Source organism: Holophagales bacterium, assembly GCA_016719485.1.
GTDB lineage: Bacteria > Acidobacteriota > Thermoanaerobaculia > UBA5066 > UBA5066 > UBA5066.
In genome coordinates this window covers 308169-332764 of sequence record JADJZB010000023.1, presented here as the reverse complement: position 1 = coordinate 332764, position 24596 = coordinate 308169, and the positions used below count along the sequence as shown (strand labels likewise).

The following is a 24596-nucleotide window of genomic DNA, read 5'->3' as shown; positions in this document are numbered from 1 at the left end:
CCCGCGCGACCGCGCGAGGTCGTCTGCTACGCGAGCGCCTGGTGCATCGACCGGGTCGACGATCTGGCGGGGCTGAAGATGCATCGAGATCAACGCCGAGGACTTTGCCACCGTCCACCACGGTTCTCGGGCACACCGTCTACCAGCGCTTACAACCGCCAGCCCGTCCTCTTCGCGACAGCGCCAACGATTTGCTTCCACGAGGCGATCGGCGACACGGTCGCCCTCTCGCTCACCCGGGAGTAACGCCGCCCGTCAAGCTCCGTCTCCTCCCGAAGACGCCTCCTCCCCGGCAAGGACGTCGGTTACCTCCGGAAACATGGCGCTGGAGAAGATCGGTGTTCCTCCCGTTCGGCCTCCTCATCGACAAGCGGGCGCTGGCAGGCCTTCTCGGGCGTGAGGTAAGTCTTGGCGCCCGCTGGAACCAGGCGTGGTGGGACCTGGAAGCCGAAGTACCAGGGCGTCACCCCGGCCGGTGGCGGGCGCAATCGAGGCACGTAGGCCGACTCCCCGACCCGTACTGCCAGCACCACATCGCCTCGGGCACTTTCACCGCGCTATTTCTCGCGCACGTGCTCCAGTTCTGTATTACGCACCGCGCTCTCGCGAAGACGGCCGGCTGCACCATACGCCGATCCACACCTGCTCGATCTATGCGGAACAAGGAAGCGGAGCCCGGCTGATCAAGATGCTCGAGATGGGCAGAGCAGGCCGTGGCCCGACGCTTTCTTCCTCGAGGCCGTGACCGGGCAGCGCCAGATGGACGCCACGGGCTGTCCTCGAGTACTAGCGCCGCTCCAGAAGTGGCTCGACGAGCAGACGAAGAACGCCCCCGAAGGTGGTGTGAGGCCGTGACGTGCCGTGAGGATCCCGCTGCCGACCTACGAGTACCTCGCAATAACGCCGAGCTGCTCGAGCAGGCCCGGGCCGGGTCTGCTGCCGCTTCCGCCTGACGGAAGAAGATGACGGAACCCGCCTCTGAAAACGCGGTCCAGGCGGGATCTCCGAAGCCGCGTTCTTCGACGAGACACCATGGGTCCCGCGATCTACTCCATCTCGGAAGGTCGCGGTTCACGACTGTCAGCCGGAATGCCTCCTGGGTATTCCAGCGCCGGCTTTCCGCCCCGGCGAGCCACGCCTGCGAGGCCGTCGTCGTGAAGACGGCCGCAGCCAGGTTTGCGTCGAGGCGACCCTCACCCAGCAGAGAGCGGCGGAGAGACGTCGCCCGCGCCACGGTTGTCAACCATTCCTCGACCCGGCGAGGAAGGGGTAGCCCGGGAGAGACGTAGGGACCGGGAGGCCGGGAGGCCGGGAGGCCGGGAGACGGCAGCTTCACCATCTCGTCGATTTTCTGGCGGGGCCGCGTGGGGCGCGGTGAGCCAGTCTCACGGGTTGGGCCGCCTGTTGCGCTCCGCCGACCGCTTCTGAGTTTGCTGGTGGCCGGGCGGGGGCTCGCGCGAAATCTCGCTTTCGCCTTCGTCAGACACGCGCGGGCCTGATCCCCGCCCGCCTCGCGAACTCGAGCGGGTCCCCGGCGGTGCCTTCGGGGCGGTCGCGAGACGCACCGCCCTCCCGGCGGCCGGCGAGCTTGGAGCTGCAGGGGCCCTTGATGAGGGGTGAAGAAGGGTCTGGTCTACGCCTACACCTTACGGGCAGGCAACTGGAGGTGCCCTGTCCAGCGACGCTCCTCTGTCCAGGAGCTAAAGTAGAAAATCAAGACCTGACCCCCTTCTCGGGCTCGTGCTTTGCCCAACAGGAGTCTTGAGCGGGCGGGAGGGGTGTCCCGCGAGCGCCGTCCGAGCAGCGCCAGCCGCGGGCCCCGCACGGCTCCAAGAGCAGGACCGATGTGCGGGTCGCGCGCGCGGAGGGGGCGCCGTGGGACACCCCTCCTGTCCGCGATTTGTGGGCACGGTGTGATGGCCTCTACCGTCCCGGTCTCCCGGTCCTTCCTCCCGCCTTCCCGGCTCCTATTCCTCCCAGGGGAGGCCGGGCTTGCCGAAGTGGCCGTAGTTCGTCGTCGAGCGGTAAATGGGGCGGCGCAGGTTCAGCCGTTCGCAGATCGCGGCGGACGGAAGTCGAACGACGAGGCGAGCGCCGCGGCGGCCTTCGCGTCTCCTGCGCCGAAGGTCTCCACCCGCCACCGACATCGGCTTTGCTTCCGCCGATCGCGTACGAGACCCGATCTCGGCGCGACGGGCGATGCCCTGCTTCACGACCTGCCGGGCGGCCCAGCGGCAGAAGGAGGCGCCGCTGCGGTCGACCTTCGAGGGATCCGTCTTGCGGGCGCCGCCGCCGTGCCGTGCCGCGCCACCGTGAAGCCGTCGACGATGATCTTCCGGCCTGTCACGCCCGCGTCGGCGGACGGCCCGCCGAGGACGAAGGAGCCTGAGGGATTCTGATGAAATGGATCCTGTCGCGCATCCAGCCGTCGATGTTCCTCGGCGCGAGCTTCGTCGCGACCCAGGTCTCGATCTCTTGCGCGACACGCCCTCCTGGTGCGGCGGTCGAGATGAGGACCGTCTCCACGCGAACCGGTTTGCCTCCTCGTACGCCACTGTCACCCGGGGGACTGTTTTGTCGGGCTTCAGCCACGGCACGTCTCCGGCGCGCCGCGCCTCGGCGAGACCGCGTGAGGCGATGGGCGAGGAGAATCGGGAGAGGAAGCGTGTTCTCGGGTTGTCTCGTCGGTGGCGTACCGAACATGATCTCGGTCGCCCGCGCCGAGGTCCTTCTTCTTCGCGTCGGTTTCGGCTTCACTTGCTTGCACTTCTCATTTCAGCAACAGGAGGTCAGGCGGCACTTGCAGGCAATGCAATCCTCCGCATTCGCGGATTGTCTCTTCAATGCTTCTGCTGGATTGAAAGGATCCCGGCGAGGACGGCTTCGCCCTTGCAGAGGACCTCGCAGACGCGGGCGTTCGGGTCGGGCCTGCCTGATGTCTGCGTCCAGGATCGCGTCGGCAATGAGGTCGCACACCTTGTCAGCGGCCCTCGGTCACGGATTCGGGAGGTCAGCAGGAAGTCGAGGCTCGGTGCTCATTGGCAGCGTCCTTTCGCCTGAAGTCGTCCAGCCTCGATCGCATGGGTCCTGATCGGGAGATCGGGCCTTGGCCTTACCACCGCAGGGACTACGGTCTGGCGGGCGGGTCGCCGAGCCGGTGCTTTCTCCGCCACTTTCATGCCGGCAGCCCAAGCGCAGGGCTGCCAGTTGCTCAAAGAACCGCGCGTCAGGCAGCGCGCGGCGGGACGGTAGCAGAGAGGGTGGACGGAGGAGGGTCGCGGCTGGCTGACGACGTACTTCCGAAGCTTCTCCTGAAACCGGTCTCGCCCCGGGCCCGAGCTTGGCGGGCCCGGCAACCCGTGAGAGACGAAGGGTGGTTCCTGACGCGCACCGTCGCCGCTGGCAGGGGCTGCGGCCTCCACGCCGACGACGGCGGCCGGGCACGAGGATGAAGACGAGGTGCGTCTGGCGGCGGCGCACATCTAGGTGCGCGAACGCGACGGTCTTGAGTCGCAGTCGCCGCGGCCCGATACGAGGACGTCCGTCGGGACCCCTCAGCCCCAGGGTCTGCCGGCCCTCCTCCTCGTCCGGGGGTATCTCGTAGCCGAGCTCCCGGTAAGGCGAGAAGGAGGCCCATGAACTGCCTCACGTTCGCGAGCTAACGGCCCGAAGCGGCGAGCGCGCGGTAGCAGTCGGAGAGCGGCGCGGTTCCGTCCCGGATCAGCCGCTCGTAGTCGATCGACAGGGTTCTCTCCTTCAGGAGCAGTCCGCGTCGCTTGTAGATGCCGGCGCGAATCCTCTCGTCATGGGCGGGGAGCTCACGGTCGAGCCACGCCTTCAGCTCCTCGATGCCCGCAAGAGCCCTCTTGCTGTCGGATTCCCCCATCCCCTCGGGGAGGTTCCACGACCAGCGGTGGCCGCCGGCGCCGTAGAACTCGACCCGGAACCAGGAGCCGAGGCGGCGGGCGGCGATCTCTGCGTCGACGAGCCGGGTGAGCTCGGCGTTCAGCTCCGCGTTCACGGCCTCGGGCTCGTACCCGAACCCCGCCCGCTCGGCCGTGTGGGCCTCGCGGTCCACGAGGCAGGAGACGCGGTGCGTGCGGCCGTGGTAGTCGATGAACCCGAACGTCAGGCGGTAACGCCGGTCCGTCTCTGCCCGGGAGAACTCGCGCAGCGCCCCCGGGTTCGACTTCCAGCTCTCGGGCAGCGTCCCGGGGTCGGGTGCCGGGCCGGGCGCGTCGGTTTCGGCCATCTCGCGGGGTCTTTCGAGAAGGGAGAGCCCGCCCGCCACCAGCCAGGCCATCACGAGGACCGCGAGGCCGCGTGGCGCAGGAGCACCGCCTGGCTCAGGAGAATCGCGCCGAGGGAGATGGCGATGGAGCGGTGCCCGCCCCGGAGCAGGCTTTCCTCGTCCACCTCCCGGGTGATGAAGGCGTTCGCGCGGTAGACGACGAAGACGAGGAGGGCTGCCGTCACGACGGGCACGCTGTACGCAACCATCCCCGCCGCGACGACCGCGAGGTCGAATCGGGCATTCATCGAGCGTCCTCCGAGTGGCTCAAACCTACCACGCAGGGGATTCCCGCTTCCCGGAAACCTCGCGCGCTCCGGCCCGTAGTCGTCTAACGTGCCCAGCTCATGCAAGGAGGAACGATGACCCCGGTTTCCCGCAGCCTCCGGGCCGCCGCAGGCGTCGCCCTGGCCCTCACCCTGACCGCTCCCGCCGCCCGGGCCGCGTCCGGCCCACCGCCGAAAGGCGCCGGGTGGCGCATCCCGACCGCGGTGAAGACGCTTCCGAACGGCCTCACGGTCGTCGTCTCGGACGACCACTCCGCCCCCACGTTCGGCCTCTGCATGGCCTACCGCATCGGCTTCCGCCTCGAGCCGAAGGGGCGGACCGGCTTTGCCCACCTCTTCGAGCACATGATGTTCCAGGGGACGCCGAACGCCCCGAAGGGGAGCTACGACCGCGTCATCGAAGGGGGCGGCGGGATCAACAACGGGTCGACCCGCTACGACTACACGAACTACATCGTCAGCGCCCCGGTCTCGGCGCTCGAGGCGGTCCTCTGGCTCGAGGCCGACCGGATGAAGACGCTCGACTTCCGAGAAGAACCCGCGAACCAGAAGGAGGTCGTCAAGAGGAGATCCGCGTCAACGTCCAGAACAGGCCCTACGGCCTCTTCTTCTGGACCGACGTCGCCGGCACCGCCTTCGACAAGTGGGAGAACGCCCACGACGGGTACGGCTCGTTCGCCGACCTCGACGCGGCCACCCTGCCCGACGTCAAGGCCTTCTTCGAGAGCTACTACGGCCCGGAACAACGCCGTCCTGGCGATCGTCGGAGACGTCAACGCCGACGAGGCCTTCGCGAAGGTCGAGAAGTACTTCGGCGTCGTCCCGGCCCGCCCGGCGCCCCCGAAGCCCGACGTGAGCGAAAAGGCGAACACGAAGGAACGGACCCTCTCGCAGACCGACCCCCTCGCGAACGTCCCGGCCGTCGCCATAGGCTGGAAGATGCCCGCCCGCGGCACGAAGGACGACATCCCCGCAGCCGTCCTGGGAACCTCCTCGCCGGGGCGAGGCCCCACGCCTCTACCAGGGGCTCGTCAAGGGCAGGGAGCTCCTGCTCGGCATCGAGGGGGGAACAACTGGCCTCTCGACGACGCCTTCACGTACGAGGGGCCCACGCTCCTCCCCTCTTCGGCCTCTACAAGCCTGACACCACCGCGAAGGCGGTCGTCGCCGCCATCGACGCCGAGATCGCCGCCATCGCGAAGGGCTCGGTGGGCGCGCTGAGCTCGAGCGGACGAAGACGAAAATGGTCTCCGACCTCTACGGCCAGCTGGAGATGCCCCTCGACCGCTCCGTCGTCCTCTGCCTCGCGCAGCTCTTCGACGGCAACGCCGCGACCGTGAACGACCTCCCCGGAAAGATCGCCGCGGTCACGAGCGCCGACCTCGCCCGCGTCGCCTCCTCCTACCTCACGGCCGCCAACCGGACCGTCGTCGACCGGCGGCCCGCGCCGGCGAAACCGTCCGATGCCGCACCGGCGGGGAAGTGAGGAGAACGCCGTGAAGAAGCAGAACGTCGTCCTCGTCCTCGCCGCCGCCCTCCTCGCCCCCGCCGCCTTCGGCGCCGAGCCGCCGCCGCTCCCGAAGGACTTTCCCGGCTACGGCGCCGGAGGGCATCTCGGACCTCCTCGCCGTCACGCTCAAGGAAGGGACGGCGAAGAAGACCTCGCGCCAGATCGCCGAGGAGCTGGAGAGCCTCGAGGCGACCTCGGCGTCTCGGCGGGCGCCGACGCCATCACCCTGCGCGCCAGCGCCCCCGCGACCGGCACCCCCGTCTCCTCGACCTCCTCGCCGCGGTCGCGCCTCGCCCCGCCTTCCCGCCGGCCGAGGCTGCCCTCGCGAAGGAGAACGCCCTGCAGGAGCTGGAGGCCGCCGAAGCGACTCCTGATTTCCCGCGTCGAAGGCCTCGCGAAGGCCGTGTACGGCAGCCACCCGTACCACGTCGTGACGGCGACCCGCGAGACCATCGCGAAGACGACGTCCGCGATCCTGGGCGCCGAGCACGCGCGCCGCTTTCCGCCCTGACCAGGCGCTCCTCGTCGTCGCGGAGATCTCGACGAATCCGTGGTGAACGCCTCCATCGTCCGCGCCTTCGGGGCGTGGAAGAACACCGGCGCCCTGCTGCCGCCTGTGCCTGCGTCGCCTCCCCGCCCGAGGCCGCGAGTTCTTCTCGTCGACCGTCCTGGATCGGTCCAGTCGACCGTCGTCTCCGGCCGGCCCGGCCCGGCCGTCTCTGATGCCGACTGGTACGACGTCCTCGTCGCGAACACCGTCTACGCTGACGCCTTCGGCAGCCGCCTCGTGAAGAACATCCGCGAGGAGAAGGGCTACACCTATTCCCCCCTCAGGCGATTTCTCTACGCGCCGCGCCGGGAGCCTTCTCCAGATGCAGGCCGACGTCCGTAACGACGTCACCGCGGCGACGCTCCTCGAGGTCTTCTACGAGCCTGACCGGATGGCCGCCACGAAACCGACGGCCGACGAGCCGCGGGGGCGAAGGCTACCAGGGCGGCCTCTACCTCATCCGCAATCAGCTTCCAGGGCGCGGTCGCGGGAACCCTCGCCCGCAACTGTCAACGGCCCTCCGCCCGAGGCTCCTCGCCGACTTCGTGCCGAAGGTGAACGCTGTCACGGCCGAGGGCGTGCAGGCCGCGGGCAGGAAGCACTTCCTCTCGAGCACTCCAGACCGTTGTCGCTGTCGGCGACGCCAAGGAGGTCCGCTCCCAGCTCGAGCTCTACGGGGCGGTGAAGGAGATCAAGCCGTAGCCGGCCTGACGGTTTCACGGCATGCGGGGTCTGATCCGTTCTCCGTGTTGAAACACGGAAGACGGAACTGACCCCGTTTGCCTACCCTTCTTCACGCGAGCCTCTTGCCCATCAGCAGCTCGGAGTACCCGTCGACGACGTAGTCCGGCAGCTCGCCCACCAGCCGGTACCCATGCCTTTCGTAGAGCGCGCGGGCCCGCGTGTTGAACGACGAGACGCACAGGAAGACGTAGCGCGCCTTCGGGTAGCGGGCTTCGGTCGCATCGAGGAGCGCCTTGCCCACGCCGCGCCCGCGTTCCTCTTCCGCCACGGCCACGCTCGCGACGTACGGCGACCCGGCCACGCCGCGCGGGTGAACCGGATGAATCCCGCACGGCGCTCCGCCCCGCCGCGCCACGAGGACGAGGTAGCCGGGGGTCGAGAGCCGCGGGAAGGAGGACGTCGAGCCCGCGCCTCAGGGTGATCCACGGCTCGCTTCGCGGCCATCAGCCGCGCGCACCATTCCTGTTCGTCCGCCGTCGCCTCGCTGATCTCGATCTCGTCCATCGGGCCAGTTTGCGTCGGGGAGCGCGGAGCGCCGCAAATCAGGGAGTGCGGGAGGCGGCCCCGCGGGAAGAACCCTGTCACCTCGCGTGCCGTCTCCTCGAACCGCTCGAGGGGAAAGCAGTGCCCGGCCCCGGGGAGGAGGACGAGCCGCGCGCCGGGGATCGCTTCGACGATCCGGCGTGAGTTCTCCACCGGCACGAGCTGGTCGGCGTCTCCCGTGAGGGCGAGCGTCGGGACGCGGATCTCCCGAGCCGGGGCGTCGCGTCCCAGACCGTCACCGCGGGCCAGTTGCTGCGCGAGGACGCGGGGGCTCACACGGCCTGTGGCCCGACCCACGCCCCGAATCGCGCGAGGTCGCTTCCGGCCAGCTCCTTCGAGACGAGCGCGCCGGCGATGAGCCGGTGCGAGCCGATCCGCGACAGCGCTCCTCCGGCAATCAGCTCTGCCATCACGGAAAGCGACGCCTTCCGGCTCTCCCTCCACCCCGCGAACGTCGCGCCGAGCGCGAGCGCACTCACGTGGCCCGGGTGCCGGAGCGCCAGCTCGAGCGCGATCATCCCGCCCATCGAGATCCCGAAGACGGAGGCGGGCCCGGCCCCGGCGGCTTCCATCACCGCCGCCGCGTCGTCGGCCAGGTCGCCCATCCCGAACGGGCGCAGCGGCGCCGTCGACGCCCTGACCCGCGGTTGTCGAAGACGACGACGCGGAACTCCTGCGCCAGCCGTTCGGGCAGCGGCCCCCACGCCCGCCGAGAAGCTCATCCCTGCATGACGAGCAACGGCGGCGGCGCTGGCGCGCCTGAGCGTCTGGTACGAGAGGGTGGGTTCCGCGATCGGCGAACGGCATCGGACTGCGGCCGGAGGTGCGCCCGCTCGGGCCGGAAGGAGCGGCGGCTCCCGGGAGTGGCGAGGGCATCGTAGACTTTCGCCGATGCCCACCGAGGTGCCGATGAATCGTTCCCGGCGCTCAGTCCTTGCGGGCCCCGCCGTTGCGGCGCGCGCCCTCTCTCCCTCCTCGCCCTCGGCGCCTCGCCGCCCCGGGCCCGCCCCTCGCCGCAGAGGAGACGTTCCGCATCGTCGTCGACTCGTCTCCGACGCGCGTACGCGCACCGCCGCCAACGACACGAGCGGACGGCTTACGCTCATGCCGAGGCTCGACGGAGACGGACTCACGGACGCGAAGGCCTACCGGATCCGCGTGACCGCGGCAGCGGACGATGCGGGGCACGACCTCCTTCCGGAGGAGCCTCGCGACCGCTTCCCTGGGAAGAGAACCCGGCGGGAGAGGGCCTCTGGATCACCTCGCGAACCCGGCCTGCGGCGCCACGGCCGTGACCGTCACGGGCACGGTCGATCTCTGATGCCGAAGCGCGATCCCAGGCGCCCCACCTGACGAAGAAGTCCAGTCGTCTCCGTGCTGTTCGCGCTGAAGGGCGTTCTCCCGTGAAGCGGGCTTGCCGAGGTTCCGCCGCCATGACGTCCTGCCCGGTCCGCGCCGTGCTGGCCCTCGTCCTCGCCGCCGTCGCAGCGTCCACGGCCGCCTGCGGCCTCCCGGAGAAGGCCCGCGCGCTGGTGTCGCCCCGCCCCACGCCAACCGTCGTTCCCACGCCTTCGCCCACACCGCTTCCCGTGCCGCCGCTGAAGATGGAGTTCGTCCGGATCCGCGAGGACCGCGTGCGGGGCAGCGCCGGCACCGCGCTCTGCGAGATCGACATAGAGCTCGTCGGCGCGAAGCGGAGCGAGATCGAAACGGCGCACGTCCTCGTCCGCACCGCCGTCGACGACCTCGGCACGAACCTCGTCCTCGACGGCGCCGAATCGGTGGCGGCACGGCCGCTGAAGGCCGAGGCCCCCGAAGCGCCTGTCGTCCTCCAGGTCCCGCTGAAGCTCGCCGCGCGCACGGCGACCTCCCTGCGCGAGGTCTCGGGCGAGATCGAGCTCTTCGTTCCGGGCGGCGATCCGGCGGCCGCCGCGAGCGACTCGCGGTACCTGCGCCGCTACCGCTTCGTCCTGAAGGACGTACCGCTTCCGTAACGCCCCGGAAGGCGTAAGCGGCGCCGGCCCCGACCCGGAATCCGAAACCGTTCGCCCGGCGGAATAGGGGGCGTGAACCGAAACGCCGTTCTCGCCGTCTCCGTGCTCCTCGTCGCCGGCTCCCTCGCCGCCGGCCCCGCCGCGGCCGAGGACCGCTTCCGCCTCGAGCTCGAAGGGGGGCGCCGCCTGGCAGCTCCGCAACGACTTCGCCGTCCCGGGAGACACCGGCACCCGCATCTCCCTCGACGAGGCGACCGAGGCCCCTTCGCCGCTTTCCGCGGCACGCTCTGGGCCGACATTTCCCGGACGCAGTTCCATCCGTCTCCTCGCGGCGCCCCTGAGGACCACGGCGTCGCTCACTCCCGACACTCCCGTCGACTTCAACGGAACCACGTTCCCCGGCGGCCAGCCGCTCGACGTCACCTACGTCTTCAACTCCTACCGCCTCTCCTGGGTCTACCGCTTCAAGACCTCCGGTCCCGTCTCCTTCCGCGCGGGCCTCACCGGAAAGGTCCGCGACGCCAAGATCGAGCTGACCGGCTCGGGCCTTCGGAGCGCGAAGACGAACACCGGTTTCGTGCCGCTCCTCTACGGCGGCGTCCGCTGGCAGATGACCGACGCCCTCGCGCTCGACCTCGACGTCGACGCCGCCGCGGCCAGCCAGGGCCGCGCGGAAGACGTCGCCCTCCGCCTCGAGGCGAAGGTCTCCCCGAAGGTCGACCTCTTCGTCGGCGCGCGCACCCTCGAAGGGGGCGCCGACAACGACGAGGTCTACAGCTTCGCCTGGTTCACGTACGCGGTCGGAGGCGTGGCGATCCGGTTCTGAAGACCCCGGAAAGGCTTACAATCCCAGGTGCCGCCGGAGCCGCCGACACCCTCTCCGGCAGCCTTGTCCGCCGCGGTCGCCGATGGTCTCGCCGGCTCCCCTCGGCTCCCGGGCGAACAGGCCCTCCCACCGGCCGAGCCGGACACCTCGGGAGGTGCATCGTGAAACGTAACCATTTCCGTTCGTTCGCCATCCTCGTCGGGCTGCTTCTCTGCGGAGGCGCCTGCTACGGCGTGCTGCATCTCTGGGAGCAGCCGGCCGACGCCTACTGGACCGCCGCGGCCGTGTCGCCGACTCTCGCCACGGTCTCCGACCGCGTCGAGGTCTTCGTCGCCAACGAGCCGATCCTGAAGGCGGCGGGGGAGGGCAGGCTCGTCCTCAAGCAGAAGACGGCCGACGTGCCCGTCGTCGCAGACGACCTCGTCGCCCGCGTGAACAACTACGAACGGGCCCGCCTCGCGCGAATCCCGACGATGCTCGGCCTCGCCGCCGCCGCCGGGGGCGGGCTCGTCCTCTTCCTCATCGGCCTCTTCGCGCCTCTCATCGGCGCTCTCGTCCCGCCCGAGATCATCGACCTCCACCTTCCGGGCTGAGGCGCGCCGAACCGCGCCGAAGAGCCCGCCCAGGGTCTCCGTTCCGAATCCCTTATCCTCGCCGTGCCTGCGACGGCAGGCCGGCGGGGACGGGGGATGGCTTCGATGACGACAGGGACGCCGCGCAAGCACTTCTCGATGATTCGCGAGTTCCACCTGGCGGACTGGTTCACGCTCGCGAACGCCGTCTGCGGCGTCGGGGCTCTCTTTTCCACGATGACCTACCTGGAAACGAAGGACGTCCGGCACGTCTATTGGGCCAGCGCGCTCGTCTTCGCCGGGCTCGTCTTCGACGTCCTCGACGGCCGCATCGCCCGCTGGCGGCAGAAGTCGTCGCCGCTGGGCCAGGAGCTCGACTCGCTCGCCGACGTCATCTCCTTCGGCGTCGCCCCCGCCATCCTCGCGTACGGCTGCGGCATGCAGGGCCTGTACGACCGCGTCGTCCTGGTCTGCTTCGTCGCCTGCGGCGTCTCACGCCTCGCCCGGTACAACGTCACCGCCGAGGCCCTGTCCGAGGGAACGGGCAAGGTGAAGTACTTCGAGGGGACGCCGATCCCCACATCCATCCTCCTCGTCCTGCTCCTGGCGTTCGCGGCGAGGTCCGGCGCCGTGGGGCAGGACCTCTGGTTCGGCGTCGTCCAGCCGGGCGGCTTCGACCTTCATCCCCTGGTCCTCGTTTTCGCAATCTCGGGCTCGCTGATGATCAGCCGGATCCGCATTCCCAAGCCGTGACGCGGGCCTCCGCGGCCGCCGATCGCCTGGAGCTCGAGCGGCTCCGCGTCCTCGTCGAGGCGTCGAAGCTGATCAACTCCTCGATCGAGCCGACGGTCCTCTTCTCCACGATCGTGACGCTCGCCAGGGAGAAACTCGGCGTCGAGCGGGGGACGCTCTTCTTCGTCGACGAGGCGAGGCAGGAGATATGGGCCCGGATCCCGATGGAGGGCGACGTCTCGGAGATCCGTCTTCCGATGGGAAAGGGGATCGCCGGGACCGTCGCGGCGACCGGAGAGACGGTCGTCGTGGACGACGCATGGGCGGACCCGCGGTTCGACGCGTCGGTGGACCGCCGGTCGGGCTTCCGGACGCGGTCGATCCTCTGCGTTCCGATCCGGAACCGCGGCGGGCGCATCGTCGGCGTCCTCCAGCTCCTGAACAAGCGGGAGGGCGGGTTCGGCGCGTCGGACCTCGAGTTCCTCGAGCTCGTCTCCGGGCACGTCGCCATCGGGATGGAGAACGCCACGCTCCACCTGAGCCTCCTCGAGAAGGACCGGATGCAGCGGGAGCTCGCGCTCGGGCAGGAGATCCAGAAGCGCCTCCTGCCGGAGCCGCCGCGGGGGATTCCCGGGACGGAGATCGCCGCGACGAGCGTGGCCTGCTTCGAGGTGAGCGGCGACTCGTACGACTTTCTCGAGCTTCCGTCCGGCGACCTCGGCCTCTCCATCGCCGACGTCTCGGGAAAGGGCGTCGCGGCGGCCCTCGTGATGTCGAGCCTGCAGGCGGCGCTGCGGGTGGCCGCGCCGCTGGACGAGAGCCCCGTCCGGCTGACGGCGCGCCTCGACAAGCTGATTCACGAGCTGGCGGGGGGGCAGGAAGTACGTCACTTTCTTCTTCGGCTGCTACACGCCGGCGACGGGCCGCCTGCGCTACGTCAACGCGGGGCACAACCCGCCGCTGATGGTGTGCGGCGGCCAGGTGACGCCCCTCGGGAGCACGGGTGTGCCTGTAGGACTTCTCCCGAACGGGGTGTGGAAGGAGGCGGAGGCGGTCCTGGCGCCGGGAGCTTCGATCGTCTTCTACACGGACGGCCTCACCGAGGCCACCGCGCCGGACGACGAGGAGTTCGGGGGCGAGCGCCTCTCGGCTCTCGCGACGTCACTCGCGGGGCGGCCGGCCTCCGAGGTGACGGCTGGCATCCTCGCCGGCGTCACCGCGTTCGAGGCCGGTTCGCGTCCGGCCGACGACAAGACGCTGGTGGTGTTGCGCCGCGAAGCCTGAGGCGAGGCGCCGGCCGGGGCAGAAGACCGGGGGCGGCCGGCCGCGGCGATATGATTCCGGCGGAAAGCGAGAAGACCGGCCGGACGGACGCGGCATCCTGGAGCCGGAAACCGTCGGCTCGCGGGGGGAGGGCTCGATGGACAGGCCCACCACCGATGAGGGAGAGAAGGGCGCGGAGAGTCGCGACGCGACGCCGATCGGAGGGATCCTCGGCGACCTGATCGCGGCGAAGGCCGATCTCGAAGCGCGCAACGAGGCGCTGCAGCTCGTGAACGAGCTCACCTTGCGGCTCCAGAGGCGGCTCGACGTGGAGGCGATCGCAGCCGAGACCGTGGAGGTGCTGGCCCGCCACAGCCAGGCACCGCTCGTAGCCTTCTACCTCCTCGAAGGGAACGAGGGGCCCCTGCGGATGGTGAAGGGGCACGGGTTCAACGAGCGGGAGATGCAGCTGGGAGCCGTGCTGCCGCTGCTGGGGAGCGCGAGCGGGCTCGCGGTGCGGGAACGACGGATCGTGACGGTGCGGCAGGGGGCCATCGACGAGGGCCATGCCCACCCGGTGGTGACGGCGCTCGCGGAACGGGGCCTCTCGACCGGTCTCTGCATCCCCCTCCTCCGCGGGGACTCGCCTCTCGGCACCGTGAACCTCATCTTCCCGGATCACCGCGAGCTCCGCCCGCTGGAGGTCGACACGTTCCACGGAATCGCCCGCGCCGTCTCCCTCGCTCTCGCAAACGCCCTTCTCGTCGCCGATCTCGAGCACCTCGCCTTCCACGACCTGCTCACCGGGCTCCCGAACCGGGCCGGGCTCCACAGGCGGTTCACACGCCTCGCCCAGCACGGCGGAGGGAGCCCTCAGGTCGGGCTCATCCTGCTCGACCTCGACCGCTTTCGCGAGATCAACGACACGCTCGGACACACCGTGGGAGACGAGCTGCTCGTCCAGGTCGTCTCGCGCCTCGTGTGCGGCACCGACGGCCGACGGGACGGCGTCTTCCGCCTGGGGGGCGACGAGTTCGGCATCGTGGTCCCGGGGGCCGGGAGCCTGGCCGAGATCGACGCCGAGGCGCGCCGCATCCTCGGTGCCCTGTCGCAGCCTCTCCGGGTGGGCGGCATGGGGCTCGAGATCGGTGCGAGCGCCGGCGTCGCGCTTTCCCCCGGGCAGGATTGCGACAGCCACGAGCTCCTGCGCTGCGCGGACGTGGCGCTCCACAGGGCCAAGAGGACCCCCGGGAGCGTGGCCTGCTATGCACGCGAGCTGGACGAGCACACGCCGGAGCGTCTCGCCATGCTGTCGGAACTGGGAAGAGCGATCCGGGAGGGGGAGCTCGTCCTTCACTTTCAGCCGAAGGTGGCGCTGCAGTACGGCTTCATCGAAGGGTTCGAAGCGCTCGTGAGGTGGCGGCACCCGCGGCTGGGGCTCCTCGCCCCGGGGCGGTTCGTGCCGTTCGCCGAGGCGACGGACGTGATGCGGCCTCTGACGAGCTGGGTGGTGAGGAGCGCCCTCGAGCAGCTGACGCGCTGGAACCGGCAGCTGCCGCGCCTGACGATGGCGATCAACCTCTCCATGCGGAACCTCCTCGACCGGAGCTGCCCCGACGCGCTCGCGGAAATCGTGCGGGAAGTGGGCGTCGACCCGGGCGTCGTGGAGTTCGAGCTGACCGAGACGGCGATCATGGCCGACCCGGAGACGGCGATGACGGCCCTCGACCGCATCACGGCGTCGGGTTCGCGCCTCGCCATCGACGACTTCGGCACCGGGTACTCCTCGCTCTCCTACCTCAAGCGCCTGCCGGTGGACGTCCTCAAGATCGACCGCTCCTTCATCGCCGACATGACGTCCGGGTCGCGGAGCCGCGCGATCGTCCAGTCGACCGTGCAGCTCGCGCACAGTCTCGACCTCGGCGTCGTGGCGGAGGGAATCGAGGAGCGCGAGAGCGCACGCGCGCTCCGCGAGATGAAGTGCGACCTCGCGCAGGGCTTCTACTTTGCCCAGCCAGAGCCCGCGGAGATCGCTGGCCGCCACGTCGCGTCGGGGGGGTGCCTGGACGTGCCGGTGTAGGGAGCGCCGGCCCGGGTCAGTGCTTGCGGACCATCCTCAGGATCTTCACGTTGATGACGGCGAACCGGAAGAGCTGCCAGAAGACGTTCGTCCGCATCCTCTTCGTGAACGCGGTCGGGACGGGCGGGTAATAGGTCTGCCCGAAGGGGGTCCTCGAATCGGCGGGGGGCTTCGTCGCGCTCATTCCGGCACCATCGCCCAGAGGGGGTTCGCCTTGGCCTTGTAGAGGAATCCGAAGTGGAGGAGGTGCTTGATCCAGTGGCCGGCGAGGCCGATCTCGCCGAAGGTCCAGCCGAGGTCGCGCCCGGTGTCGGGGTACTTCCTGAAGTCGGGGACGATGGGGAAGAGCGTCATCGAGACGGCCGTTCCGCGGAAGAGGCCGGCGCCGGCCGAGGCGATGCAGGCCGCACCCATGTGGGCGAGCGACGCCTGGCGTGTGGGGGCCGTGGCCTTCCCCTTGATCATGTCGACGATGTTGAGGGCGACCTCGCGGGCCATGACCCCCGTCGGCATTCCGGTTCGGGGCGGCGTGGGAAAGATGGGCGTGCCCCTCGGGCTCGTCATCGGCTTCGAGATGGCGTGCGGCGGCGCGAAGGCGATGCCGACGGCGAAGACGTTCGGGTGCTTCGGAGACTGGTAGGTCCGGGGCCAGTCGTCGGGGGACCACTCTTCGTACGGCTTCTTCGCATAGTCGCCGTCGACGAGCATGAAGCCGCTCGGGGCGAAGACCGACGGTGTGATGTCGGCGCCGGCCCTGTCGAAGGCCTGCAGGCCGACACCGGAGAACGGAGGCAGGAGCATGGCGAAGTCGAACTTCAGCGAGCGCTCGTCGCCGTCGAGCGTCTCGTACGAGGCCTCGCCCGGGGCGACCTCCTTCACCGCGGCGCGGGTGATCCACTCGATGCCGCGCTCGGTGTAGAGCGACTCGGTGAAGACGCGGCTGTGCGTGACGTAGCCGCCGCGTTTGAGGAACATGCCGCCCATCCCGAAGTCGCCCAGCTCGTGCTCGTTCGAGATCCAGACGACCCGGGCCTTGTCGCGCACGCCGCGCCGGCGCAGCTCGAACTCGACGTTGAAGATGTACTCGAACGCGGCCCCCTGGCAGGTGCAGTTGCCGTGGCCGGTGCCGACGAGGAGCGTCTGCTTCTCCCCCGCCTTCATCCGGGCGACCGATTCGTCGAACGCCTTCGACGCGTGCGCGGCGTGGTCGAAGGTGCAGACGGAAACGCTGTTCTTCTGCGGCCCGAGGCCGGGCGTGGCGTCGAAGTTGAGCTTCGGGCCCGTGGCGTTGACGAGCCAGTCGTAGGGGACCCGCTCCTCCTGGCCCGCCTTCCCGGGCTCGGTGAGCGCGACCTTCACGTAAGGCTTCCCGACGTCGCCGTCCCCTTCCGGGTGGACGCTCACGGCCTTGCCCTGCACGAAGGCGATCCCGGCCTTCTCGTACACGGGCCGCAGCGGGAAGGTGACCTGCTCGGGCGTCATCACCCCCACGCCGACCCAGATGTTCGAGGGAATCCAGTTCCACCTGCTGTTGGGAGAGACGACGACGACCTCGTGGTCGCGGCCGAGCTTGCGCCGGGCGTGCAGAGCCGCCGTCTGCCCCGCGATGCCGGCCCCGAGAATGACGAGTCGGGCCATGCGCTCTCCCTCCTTCGCCCGAGCATATCGCCGCGAGCGGGTGCGTGATATCGCCACTTCGTAGAAAGACGCCATGACAGCGTCCGTCCGGGAACCCGACCGTTGCCCGGTCCGAAGCCGGGGAGCGGCCGGACGAGAGCAGCGTCGATCTCGCAACCCGCCGGCTGTCCCATACTCCGCCGGCAGTGCCGAAACCCGCGTTCGTCGCCGTCGTCGCCGAAAAACCGTCCGTCGCCCGGGACGTGGCGGCCGTGCTCGGAGCGACGAAGCGGGGGGAGGGGTGCCTCGTGGGGGCGGAGCACGTCGTGACCTGGGCCATCGGCCACCTCGTCGCGCTGGCCGAGCCGGGGCAGATGCGTCCCGAGTGGCAGAGCTGGAGGCGCGACCGGCTGCCGATCCTCCCCGAGGTCTGGCCCCTCGTCGTCCAGGACCGGGTGAAGGACCAGTTCGAGGCGGTGAAGAAGGTGCTCGCCGACCCGCGCGTGACGGAGGTCGTCTGCGCGACGGACGCCGGGCGCGAAGGGGAGCTGATCTTCCGCCAGCTCTACGAGGCCGCCGGCTGCACCAAGCCGGTGAAGCGGCTCTGGATCTCGTCCCTGACGCCCGAGGCGATTCGCGACGGCTTCGCGAGACTGAGGCCCGCGAAGGAGTACGACCGGCTCGCCGACGCGGCGCGCGGCCGGAGCCGGGCCGACTGGCTCGTCGGGATGAACTTCTCCCGCGCGTTCACTCTCGCCACCGACGAGAAGCTCTCCGTGGGGAGGGTCCAGACGCCGACGCTCGCGATGCTCGTCGAGAGGGAGCTGGCGATCCGCGTCTTCGTCCCCGAGGAGTACCTCGAGGTCGTCGCGACGTTCGAAGGGGAGACGGGGAGGTACAAGGGAACCTGGTTCGACCCGGCGAAGAAGGAGGACGGCGGCAGGCGCCTTCCGAAGGACGGGGTCGCCGCTGCCACGATCGTCGCGCGCGTGAAGACGGGCGAGGCGGCGATCGAGTCGGTCGAATCGAAGACGCGTCGCAGCCCCCGCCGCCGCTCCTCTTCGATCTCACGGAGCTGCAGCGGCACGCGAACCGCCTCCTCGGCTGGAGCGCGAAGAAGACGCTCGAGGTGGCGCAGCGGCTCTACGAGGAGAAGAAGGCGATCACCTACCCGCGCACCGACAGCCGCCACCTCTCGCGCGACGTGGCCGCCACGCTGCCGCGGGTGATCCACGCCCTGGAGCCGGCCTGGGGAAAGCTCTTCGCGAAGGGGACCGGCGAGACGCCTCTCGGCGCGCGATACGTGGACGACGCGAAGGTGAGCGACCACCACGCTCTCGTCCCGACCCCGACGGTCCCGCGGGACCTCGACCGGGAGGAACAGGCGCTCTACGACCTCGTGGTCCGGCGGCTCCTCGCGGCGTGGCACGGGGAGCACGTCGCAGCGACGACGACCGTCGTGACGGCCGTCGGAAGCGGAGAGCCGGTGCCCGGCCGCGTCGTCGACCGCTTCCGCTCGAGCGGGACGATGGTCGTGGAGACGGGGTGGAAGGCGGTGGAACCCGAGCCCGCGTCGCGCAAGAAGGACGACGACGGCGAAGAGGCCGACCTGCCGCCGGGCCTCGCCCGGGGACAGCGGGAAGAGGTGGTCGACGTCGCGAGCGTGGAGCGGAAGACGCGCCCGCCGAAGCGATTCACCGACGCGACGCTCCTGACCGCCATGGAAACGGCCGGGAGGACGCTGGACGAAAAGGAACTCGCCGACGCGATGAGGGAGAACGGCCTCGGGACGCCCGCCACGCGGGCGGAGATCCTCGAGACTCTCCTGACGCGCGGCTACGCGGAGCGAACCGGGAAGGCCTTCTCGGCGACCGGGAAAGGGATCCGCCTCATCGCCCTGGTTCCGGAGTCGGTGAAGAGCCCTGCCCTGACCGGACGCTGGGAGGCCGAGCTCGCCCGCCTGCAGAAGGGCGAAGGGCGTCTCGAGACCTTCATGAAGGGGATCGAGGAGTACGTGACGGAGGTCGTGGGCGACGCGTTCCGGCACGCGCCCGGGCTCGAGGCCGTGCCACCCGGGAGTCGCGGGAGTCGTGCCACCGGGAGTGGTGCCAGGCGTGAAACCGTGTATTACGCCAGTAATACACGGTTTCACGCCTGGCACCGGATCGGGGGCAACGGGGTCATCGGGGGCTTTGGGGGCGTCGGGAGGTTCGGGTCCGCCGGGGGCGCGGACGGGGGCTGCGAGCGCCGGGGAGCGTCCGGCCTCCGTGGGCCCTGCGCTCCGGCCTCCGCGGGGTCCGGTGTCTCCGGAGCGGCTTGGCGAGCTCCTGAAAGGGGTGTTCGGGCACGACGCGTTCCGGCCGCACCAGGAGGCGGTCTGCCAGGCCGTCGTCGAGGGGCGCGACGCGCTGCTGGTGATGCCGACGGGGGCGGGGAAGTCGCTCTGCTACCAGCTGCCGGGGCTGGCGAGGGGCGGGACGACGCTCGTCGTCTCCCCTCTCATCGCGCTCATGGAAGACCAGGTGGCGAAGATGCAGGCGCTCGGTCTCGCCGCCGAGCGGATCCACTCGGGGCGCGACCGTGCCGCCTCGCGCCAGGTCTGCCTCGACTACCTCGCGGGGAAGCTCGACTTCCTCTTCATCGCTCCCGAGCGGCTGGCGGTGCCGGGTTTCCCGGAGATGCTCGCCAAGCGCACCCCCGCGCTCGTGGCCGTCGACGAAGCCCACTGCATTTCGCACTGGGGGCACGATTTCCGGCCCGACTACCGGCTCCTCGGCGCGCGGCTCCCGCTGCTGCGTCCCGCGCCGGTCATCGCGCTGACGGCGACGGCGACACCGCGGGTTCAGGACGACGTGCGGGCCCAGCTCGGCCTCGTGAACGCGGGGCGCTTCATCCACGGCTTCCGCCGGACGAACCTCGCGGTGGAGGTGGCCGAGGTGCCGCCGAGCCGCCGAGGCGAGCTGGTGAAAGAGATCCTCGCGGCGGACGCGCGGCGTCCCGCCATCGTCTACACGCCGACGCGGAAGGAGGCGACGGCTCTCGCGGGGGAGCTGAAGCGCGCTCTGCGCGCGGTGGCCTACCACGCGGGGATGACCGCCCGGGACCGCGACGACGTGCAGGCCAGGTTCCTCGAGGGCCGGGCGGACGTCATCGTCGCGACGATCGCGTTCGGCATGGGGATCGACAAGCCCAACGTGCGGACGGTGATCCACACGGGGCTGCCGGGGAGCGTCGAGGGCTACTACCAGGAGATCGGGCGCGCGGGGCGCGACGGCCTCCCGTCGCGGGCCGTTCTCCTGCACTCGTACGGCGACATCCGGACGCACGAGTTCTTCCTCGGGCGCGACTACCCCGAGACGCCCGTCGTCGAGGAGATCTTCCGCGCGCTGAAGGGCGAGCCGGTGCCGACGGAAGGGCTCCAGCAGCTCGTCTCCCTCGACGCCGACGTGTTCCAGAAGGCGCTCGAGAAGCTCTGGACCTTCGGCGGCGCCGTCATCACCCCCGAGGGGGACGTGTCGCGCGGGAAGGAGGGCTGGCAGCGCGCCTACGAAGAGCAGCGCGAGCACCGGAAGACGCAGCTCGTCCTGATGCGCCGCTTCGCCGACGGGCCGATCTGCCGGATGCTCCAGCTCGTACGGCACTTCGGCGACGAGGAGGACGACGGCGCCCCGTGCGGGCAGTGCGACGTCTGTGCTCCCGCCGACGGAATCGCCACGGCGACGCGCAGGACGAGCCCGATGGAGGAGGCCGCGCTGCGCCGCGCCCTCGAGCTGCTCCGCCAGCGCGACGGCCAGACCACCGGGCAGCTCCACACGGAGGTCGCGAGGCAGTTCCCGGCGGTAGACCGCAGGGCGTTCGAAGAGCTCCTCGGCGGCCTCGTGCGCGCGGCGCTCGCGCGGATCGAGGACGACGAGTTCGAGAAGGACGGGCGGATCATCCGCTTCCGGCGCGTCTTCCTCACGGGAGACGGGAGCCGCCCCGGGGCGGCGATCGACGCCCGCGTGGCCGTTCCGCCGACCACCGCCGCGAGAAAGAAGCACGGAAAGGCCGCGATCCCGAAGAGGGCGGCCCTGCCGAAGCCCGCCGCGAAGGCGGCGGCCGCCACGCGGGGAGGCCGGGCGAAGGGAAAGGCGAAGGCGGGACCCGAGGCGCCGGGAGCCCTCCCCGCGCTCGTCGACGCGCTCCGCCGATGGCGCCTCGAGGAGGCGAAGAAGCACCGCCTGCCCGCCTTCCGGGTCATGACCGACCTGACCCTCCTCGACATCGCGACGCGCAAGCCGTGCACCGAAGCCGAGCTTGCGGCCGTCGGCGGCATCGGCCCGTCGCGCATGGAGCGCTACGGCGAGCGGATCCTCGAGATCGTCCGGTCCGGCCGGTAGGGCCTGTCGGCGCGTCCGTCCACGGGTTCGCGGGAACGCAACGTCCCGGCGGTAGGATCGGGCCGAGACGCGGCGGCGCCGAGGCGCCCCGACACCCGAACCGATGGGAGGACCAGATGAGCGTGAAGAAGATCCTGTTTCTCGTCGGCGATTTCGTGGAGGACTACGAGGTCATGGTCCCGTTCCAGGCGCTCCAGATGGTGGGCCACACCGTCCACGCCGTCTGCCCGGGGAAGAGCGCGGGCGAGAAGGTGAAGACCGCCGTCCACGACTTCGAGGGGGACCAGACCTACTCCGAGAAGCCGGGGCACCTCTTCGCCCTGAACGCCTCGTTCGACGACGTGAAGGCCGCCGACTACGACGCCCTCCTCGTCCCGGGCGGGCGCGCCCCCGAGTACATCCGCCTGAACGAGAAAGTGATCGAGATCGTCCGCCACTTCTCCGCGGCCAAGAAGCCGATCGCCTCGATCTGCCACGGCGCGCAGCTCCTCGCGGCCGCCGGCGTCCTCGGCGGGCGCGAGTGCAGCGCCTACCCGGCGTGCGGCCCCGACGTGACGCGCGCGGACGGGACCTACATGAGCATCCCGGTCGACGCCGCGCACGTCGACGGGAACCTCGTCACCGCTCCCGCCTGGCCCGCTCACCCGGCCTGGCTCGCGGCGTTCCTGAAGGTTCTCGGGACGAAGATCGAGCCCTGACCCAGGCCCGGAGTCCGGGGTCGTCGGAGCCCGGTGCCAGGCGTGCAATCGTGTATTGTGGAACACAATACACGATTGCACGCCTGGCACCTCCCCCCGCGCGGCGGCCCGGGTGCTCCTCTGCGATCATCCGGCGTGAACTTCGAAACCTGGTTCCAGGAAAAGCACCCCGGCATCCCTCCCCGCTCCGCCGCCGCCGTCCTCGCCCTCGGGGCCGAGGGAGGCACCGTCCCGTTCATCGCGCGCTACCGTAAAGAGGCCACGGGGGGCCTCGACGAGGTGGCGGTGCTGGCCGTCCTCGAGGCGAAGGAAACGTGGGACGAGGTCGTCAAGCGCCAGACGTTCGTCGTCTCAGAGATCGAGGCCCAGGGAAAGCTGACCCCCGAGCTGAAGGCGCGGCTGCTCGCGACGTTCGACCTGCCGACCCTCGAAGACCTCTACCTCCCCTACAAGAAGAAGCGGAAGACGAAGGCCGTGATCGCCCGCGAGGCGGGGCTTCAACCGCTGGCCGACTGGCTCTGGGAGGTCGGGCACGGCGGCGCGACGACCGAGGCGCCCGAGGCGAAGGCCGCGGCCTTCCTCAACCCCGAGGCCGGGTTCGCCGAAGTCCCCGCGACGCTCCAGGGGGCCGTCGAGATCGTGATCGAGCGCCTCTCGGAGACGGAGGAGCTCCGGCAGCACGTCCGCCGCGAGGCGTTCGAGCGCGGCGGCCTCTCTTCGGGGAAGGGCGAGGAGCCGAAGGCGGCGAGCAAGTACGAGATGTACTTCGACTTCCGGGACTCCGTCGCCTCGCTGATGAAGCCGGAGTCGTCGCACCGCTACCTCGCGATGCGTCGCGGCTGGCTCGAGAAGGAGCTGACGCTCTCGCTGGGCGACGCGCCGAAGCACCCCGGCTTCGAGGAACGGCTGCTCGCCCAGTTCGAGCGGGCGGCGGGCGCGGGGAACGCGACGCCGGCGCAGCCGTTCCTGAAGAAGGCGGCGCGCTTCGCGCTGAAGGCGCACGTCCTGCTCTCGATCGAGGCGGAGGTCCACAAGGCGCTGAAGGACGTGGCCGACGAGGCGGCGATCCACGTCTTCGCCGAGAACGTGCGGAAGGTCCTCCTCGCGGCGCCGTTCGGTCCGAAGGCGGTCCTCGGTGTCGATCCGGGGCTTCGCACCGGCTGCAAGCTGGCCGTCGTCGACGGCTCGGGGAAGTACGTCGCGTCGACGGTGATCCACCTGCAGGGGGACGACGCGCGCGATCGGGCGCGTCGGACGCTCGTGGAGAGCGTGAAGACGGCCGCGATCCGCTGCGTGGCGGTGGGGAACGGGACGGGCGGGCGCGAGGCGGAGGCGTTCGTCCGCGAGGCGCTCCGCGAGGCGGGGCTCGACGTGCCGGTCGTCCTCGTGAACGAGTCGGGGGCGTCGATCTACAGCGCGAGCGAGACGGCGCGCGAGGAGTTCCCCGACCTCGACCTGACGATCCGCGGCGCGATCTCGATCGCGCGGCGGCTGCAGGACCCGCTCGCCGAGCTGGTGAAGGTCGACCCGAAGTCGATCGGCGTCGGGCAGTACCAGCACGACGTCTCTCCCCACGCCCTGAAGAAGCGGCTCGACACCGTCGTCGACTCGGCCGTGAACCAGGTCGGCGTGAACCTCAACACCGCTTCGCCGCACCTCCTCGCGCACGTCTCGGGGATCGGACCGGCGCTCGGGAAGGCGATCGTGGCGCGGCGCGAGACGAACGGGCTCTTCTCCTCGCGGCCCGAGCTGCTGGAGGTGCCGCGCTTCTCGAAGAAGACCTTCGAGCAGGCGGCGGGGTTCCTCCGGATCGCGGGGGGGGAGAACCCGCTGGACAACACCGGGGTCCACCCGGAGCGATACGAGGCGCTCGAGACTTTTGCCGCGGGGCTCGGGAAGACGCTGAGCGACCTCGTCGGCCCCGGCGTGGCGCTCGTGAAAGGGTCGAAGGAGCTTCGCGAGTCGCTCGGCGCCTTCACGTTCGAGGATGTCGTCAAGGAGCTGGAGAAGCCGGGCCGCGACCCGCGCGAGGGCTTCGTCCCGTTCTCGTTCCTCGAGGGGGTGAACCAGGTCTCGGACCTGAAGGAGGGGATGACCTGCCCCGGCATCGTCACGAACGTGACGAATTTCGGGGCGTTCGTGGACGTCGGCGTCCACCAGGACGGCCTCGTCCACATCTCGCAGCTGTCGTCGGCGCGTTTCGTGAAGGACCCGCGCGAGGTCGTGAACCCGGGGGACCGGGTGCAGGTGAAGGTCCTCGCGGTCGACCTCGCCAGGCAGCGGATCTCGCTGACGATGCGGCTCGGCGAGCCGGCGGGGAGGCCCGCGCCGCGGAACGAAGCGGGGCGCGGGGCGGGCGCCGGGGCGCCGTCCGCCGGCCCCGGGAGGCCGGGACCGGGCGGAACCGGCGGGGCGAGGCCTCCGGCACGCCCCGAGCCGCCGAAGCCCGTGGTCGACCGGCGCTGGGCCGGTCTCGCGAGCCTGAAGAAGTGAACCGGCCACCTGTGCTA

The 24596-nt window shown here is 70.4% G+C and carries 21 protein-coding genes and 2 pseudogenes; 15 read left to right on the top strand and 8 right to left on the bottom strand.

Features of this window, described 5'->3' with window-relative positions:
• Both IPN03_17055 and IPN03_17050 read left to right on the top strand, forming a co-directional pair.
• On the top strand, positions 1 to 246 hold a 246-nt coding region (locus IPN03_17055), incomplete at its 5' end, for a M2 family metallopeptidase (protein MBK9375381.1).
• 92 nt (positions 247 to 338) lie between these two features.
• Positions 339 to 683, top strand: coding sequence for a M2 family metallopeptidase (locus IPN03_17050; protein MBK9375380.1), 345 nt, complete (start codon positions 339 to 341; stop codon positions 681 to 683).
• Between the two features lie 1284 nt (positions 684 to 1967).
• Here IPN03_17050 and IPN03_17045 read toward each other — a convergent pair.
• From IPN03_17045 to IPN03_17030, 4 genes and pseudogenes are all read right to left on the bottom strand, one after another.
• Positions 1968 to 2315: pseudogene (locus tag IPN03_17045) on the bottom strand (methionine adenosyltransferase domain-containing protein).
• 28 nt (positions 2316 to 2343) lie between these two features.
• On the bottom strand, positions 2344 to 2526 hold the full coding sequence (locus tag IPN03_17040) for a hypothetical protein (protein MBK9375379.1): 183 nt from the start codon (positions 2524 to 2526) through the stop codon (positions 2344 to 2346).
• A gap of 1132 nt (positions 2527 to 3658) precedes the next feature.
• Positions 3659 to 4303, bottom strand: coding sequence for a hypothetical protein (locus IPN03_17035; GenBank protein MBK9375378.1), 645 nt, complete (start codon positions 4301 to 4303; stop codon positions 3659 to 3661).
• Positions 4303 to 4539, bottom strand: coding sequence for a hypothetical protein (locus tag IPN03_17030; GenBank protein ID MBK9375377.1), 237 nt, complete (start codon positions 4537 to 4539; stop codon positions 4303 to 4305). The genes IPN03_17035 and IPN03_17030 overlap by 1 nt, the downstream gene beginning before the upstream one ends.
• A 114-nt stretch (positions 4540 to 4653) precedes the next feature.
• On the opposite strand from IPN03_17030, the gene IPN03_17025 reads away from it, so the two are divergent.
• From IPN03_17025 to IPN03_17010, 4 genes are read left to right on the top strand one after another with little or no spacing between them, the layout of a single operon-like run.
• A complete protein-coding gene (locus tag IPN03_17025; protein ID MBK9375376.1) occupies positions 4654 to 5799 on the top strand; it encodes an insulinase family protein in 1146 nt (381 codons plus the stop codon).
• Between the two features lie 22 nt (positions 5800 to 5821).
• A complete protein-coding gene (locus IPN03_17020; GenBank protein MBK9375375.1) occupies positions 5822 to 6064 on the top strand; it encodes a hypothetical protein in 243 nt (80 codons plus the stop codon).
• Between the two features lie 10 nt (positions 6065 to 6074).
• Positions 6075 to 6599 (top strand): hypothetical protein, encoded by a 525-nt coding sequence (locus IPN03_17015; protein MBK9375374.1) that lies wholly within the window; start codon positions 6075 to 6077, stop codon positions 6597 to 6599.
• A gap of 42 nt (positions 6600 to 6641) precedes the next feature.
• Positions 6642 to 6980, top strand: a complete 339-nt coding sequence (locus IPN03_17010; protein MBK9375373.1) for an insulinase family protein — start codon at positions 6642 to 6644, stop codon at positions 6978 to 6980.
• 451 nt (positions 6981 to 7431) lie between these two features.
• On the opposite strand, the gene IPN03_17005 is transcribed toward IPN03_17010, so the two are convergent.
• Both IPN03_17005 and IPN03_17000 read right to left on the bottom strand, forming a co-directional pair.
• Complete coding sequence (locus IPN03_17005; GenBank protein ID MBK9375372.1) at positions 7432 to 7737, bottom strand: GNAT family N-acetyltransferase; 306 nt, start codon at positions 7735 to 7737, stop codon at positions 7432 to 7434.
• 460 nt (positions 7738 to 8197) lie between these two features.
• Positions 8198 to 8647: an alpha/beta fold hydrolase gene (locus IPN03_17000; GenBank protein MBK9375371.1), complete on the bottom strand. Its 450-nt coding sequence runs from the start codon at positions 8645 to 8647 to the stop codon at positions 8198 to 8200.
• 711 nt (positions 8648 to 9358) lie between these two features.
• Between IPN03_17000 and IPN03_16995 the strand changes: the two genes are divergently transcribed.
• The 6 genes from IPN03_16995 to IPN03_16970 all read left to right on the top strand — a co-directional run bounded on the left by IPN03_16995 (position 9359) and on the right by IPN03_16970 (position 15392).
• Positions 9359 to 9919, top strand: a complete 561-nt coding sequence (locus IPN03_16995) for a hypothetical protein (protein ID MBK9375370.1) — start codon at positions 9359 to 9361, stop codon at positions 9917 to 9919.
• Positions 9920 to 10496: 577 nt separating this feature from the next.
• Positions 10497 to 10745 carry a hypothetical protein gene (locus IPN03_16990; protein MBK9375369.1) on the top strand — a complete coding sequence of 83 codons (249 nt, stop codon included), beginning with the start codon at positions 10497 to 10499 and terminating at the stop codon, positions 10743 to 10745.
• A 161-nt stretch (positions 10746 to 10906) separates the two neighbouring features.
• On the top strand, positions 10907 to 11338 hold the full coding sequence (locus IPN03_16985; GenBank protein MBK9375368.1) for a hypothetical protein: 432 nt from the start codon (positions 10907 to 10909) through the stop codon (positions 11336 to 11338).
• A 105-nt stretch (positions 11339 to 11443) separates the two neighbouring features.
• The gene (pssA, locus tag IPN03_16980; GenBank protein ID MBK9375367.1) at positions 11444 to 12070 is read left to right on the top strand and encodes a CDP-diacylglycerol--serine O-phosphatidyltransferase; all 627 of its coding nucleotides are present in this window, start codon (positions 11444 to 11446) and stop codon (positions 12068 to 12070) included.
• On the top strand, positions 12067 to 13554 hold the full coding sequence (locus tag IPN03_16975) for a GAF domain-containing protein (GenBank protein MBK9375366.1): 1488 nt from the start codon (positions 12067 to 12069) through the stop codon (positions 13552 to 13554). Before pssA ends, IPN03_16975 begins: the two co-directional genes overlap by 4 nt.
• Positions 13470 to 15392, top strand: a complete 1923-nt coding sequence (locus tag IPN03_16970) for an EAL domain-containing protein (protein ID MBK9375365.1) — start codon at positions 13470 to 13472, stop codon at positions 15390 to 15392. Before IPN03_16975 ends, IPN03_16970 begins: the two co-directional genes overlap by 85 nt.
• Positions 15393 to 15408: 16 nt before the next feature.
• Here IPN03_16970 and IPN03_16965 read toward each other — a convergent pair whose 3' ends face one another.
• Complete coding sequence (locus IPN03_16965; GenBank protein ID MBK9375364.1) at positions 15409 to 15576, bottom strand: hypothetical protein; 168 nt, start codon at positions 15574 to 15576, stop codon at positions 15409 to 15411.
• Positions 15573 to 17030 (bottom strand): FAD-dependent oxidoreductase, encoded by a 1458-nt coding sequence (locus IPN03_16960; protein MBK9375363.1) that lies wholly within the window; start codon positions 17028 to 17030, stop codon positions 15573 to 15575. Before IPN03_16960 ends, IPN03_16965 begins: the two co-directional genes overlap by 4 nt.
• Positions 17031 to 17215: 185 nt before the next feature.
• Between IPN03_16960 and IPN03_16955 the strand changes: the two are divergent.
• The 3 genes and pseudogenes from IPN03_16955 to IPN03_16945 all read left to right on the top strand — a co-directional run bounded on the left by IPN03_16955 (position 17216) and on the right by IPN03_16945 (position 24579).
• Positions 17216 to 21388 (top strand): annotated as a pseudogene (locus tag IPN03_16955) (DNA topoisomerase 3).
• A gap of 116 nt (positions 21389 to 21504) precedes the next feature.
• Complete coding sequence (locus tag IPN03_16950) at positions 21505 to 22086, top strand: DJ-1/PfpI family protein (GenBank protein MBK9375362.1); 582 nt, start codon at positions 21505 to 21507, stop codon at positions 22084 to 22086.
• A 135-nt stretch (positions 22087 to 22221) separates the two neighbouring features.
• Positions 22222 to 24579, top strand: a complete 2358-nt coding sequence (locus IPN03_16945) for an RNA-binding transcriptional accessory protein (GenBank protein MBK9375361.1) — start codon at positions 22222 to 22224, stop codon at positions 24577 to 24579.
• Positions 24580 to 24596 lie beyond the last annotated feature (17 nt).

Excerpts from the sequence above, each read along its gene's own strand:
- IPN03_16995 (MBK9375370.1), top strand. The coding sequence starts at position 9,359 with ATGACGTCCTGCCCGGTCCGCGCCGTGCTGGCCCTCGTCCTCGCCGCC.
- IPN03_16965 (MBK9375364.1), bottom strand. The coding sequence starts at position 15,576 with ATGAGCGCGACGAAGCCCCCCGCCGATTCGAGGACCCCCTTCGGGCAG.
- IPN03_16960 (MBK9375363.1), bottom strand. The coding sequence starts at position 17,030 with ATGGCCCGACTCGTCATTCTCGGGGCCGGCATCGCGGGGCAGACGGCG.
- IPN03_17025 (MBK9375376.1), top strand. The coding sequence starts at position 4,654 with ATGACCCCGGTTTCCCGCAGCCTCCGGGCCGCCGCAGGCGTCGCCCTG.
- IPN03_16950 (MBK9375362.1), top strand. The coding sequence starts at position 21,505 with ATGAGCGTGAAGAAGATCCTGTTTCTCGTCGGCGATTTCGTGGAGGAC.
- IPN03_17020 (MBK9375375.1), top strand. The coding sequence starts at position 5,822 with ATGGTCTCCGACCTCTACGGCCAGCTGGAGATGCCCCTCGACCGCTCC.
- IPN03_17000 (MBK9375371.1), bottom strand. The coding sequence starts at position 8,647 with ATGAGCTTCTCGGCGGGCGTGGGGGCCGCTGCCCGAACGGCTGGCGCA.
- IPN03_17035 (MBK9375378.1), bottom strand. The coding sequence starts at position 4,303 with ATGGCCTGGCTGGTGGCGGGCGGGCTCTCCCTTCTCGAAAGACCCCGC.
- IPN03_17030 (MBK9375377.1), bottom strand. The coding sequence starts at position 4,539 with ATGAATGCCCGATTCGACCTCGCGGTCGTCGCGGCGGGGATGGTTGCG.
- pssA (MBK9375367.1), top strand. The coding sequence starts at position 11,444 with ATGACGACAGGGACGCCGCGCAAGCACTTCTCGATGATTCGCGAGTTC.
- IPN03_16970 (MBK9375365.1), top strand. The coding sequence starts at position 13,470 with ATGGACAGGCCCACCACCGATGAGGGAGAGAAGGGCGCGGAGAGTCGC.